The sequence below is a fragment of the Dietzia sp. B44 genome (assembly GCF_014145245.1).
In the GTDB taxonomy this organism is placed as follows: domain Bacteria; phylum Actinomycetota; class Actinomycetes; order Mycobacteriales; family Mycobacteriaceae; genus Dietzia; species Dietzia natronolimnaea.
The window spans coordinates 1-1,231 of record NZ_JAALEF010000285.1; the positions used below are offsets into that span (position 1 = coordinate 1).

Annotated in this window: 1 protein-coding gene; it reads left to right on the forward strand. The window is 70.5% G+C overall.

Going from position 1 to position 1,231, the window contains the following annotated elements; translation table 11 throughout:
• A partial coding sequence (locus tag G6017_RS10085) for an AMP-binding protein (RefSeq protein ID WP_182617197.1) occupies positions 1–1,146 on the forward strand: 1,146 nt, incomplete at its 5' end.
• Positions 1,147–1,231 lie beyond the last annotated feature (85 nt).

A 1,231-nucleotide genomic window follows, 5' to 3' on the forward strand; every position in this document is an offset into this window, starting at 1 on the left:
CTCGTGCGAGTCCCCCTCGACGGCGGTGACACCGCGACCGCCGACCTCGCCGTCGTCGACTTCACCGACCTGCAGGCGGAGGCCACCGACTCCGCGCTCGCGGAGGCCGACGCCCGCGCCGACTCGGTGACGGGTGACGACGTGGCCGACATCCTGTTCACCTCCGGCACCACGGGAAAGAGCAAGGGCGTGGTGGCGCTGCACCGCCAGACGGTCGCCGGTGCGCGCGCGTGGGGCTCGAACGGCGGACTCACCGAGCGCGACCGCTACCTCATCGTCAACCCGTTCTTCCACAGCTTCGGCTACAAGGCCGGGTTCCTGGTCTGCACTCTCTTCGGTTCGACCGTCATCCCGCTGGCCGTGTACTCCCCCACCGAGACCATGCGCCTCGTGCAGGACGAGGGCGCCACCGTCCTGCCCGGTGCCCCCACGATCTTCCAGACGATCCTGGACGCGCCGGACCGGGCGGGGTTCGATCTGTCCTCCCTGCGCCTGGCCGTGACCGGCGCGTCGGTCGTCCCGGTGGTCCTGGTCGAGCGGATGCAGTCCGACCTGGGGCTGGAGACCGTCCTCACCGCCTACGGGCAGACCGAGACGATGGGCTTCATTACCACCACCACGGCGGACGACGACGACGTCACCGTCGCCACCACGTGCGGGCGGGCGTACCCCGGCATGGAGATCCGGATCGGGGACTCCGGCGAGATCCTCACCCGCGGCGAGATGGTGATGCAGGGGTATCTCGACGACCCTGAGAACACCGCGGAGGCCATCGACCCCGACGGCTGGCTCCACACCGGCGACGTGGGCGAGATCGACTCCCACGGCAACCTGCGGATCACCGACCGGCTCAAGGACATGTACATCACGGGCGGGTTCAACGTGTACCCCGCCGAGGTCGAACAGACGCTCGCGCGCCTGGACGGAGTGGTCGAGACCGCCGTCATCGGCGTCCCGGACGACCGGATGGGCGAGGTCGGCAAGGCCTTCGTGGTGCGCCGCGAGGGCTCGTCGCTCACCGAGGAGGACGTCCTCGGGTTCTGCCGCGAGCACCTGGCCAATTTCAAACGCCCCCGCGCCGTGGAGTTCGTGGAGTCCTTCCCGCGCAACGCCTCGGGCAAGATCCTCAAGACCGACCTCCGATGAGCACGGGCCGCCGGGCGGGTGCCGTCGTGGTCACCGGCGCCTCGGGCGGCATCGGCCGCGCGGTGGCCCGGCGCCTGTCCGTCGA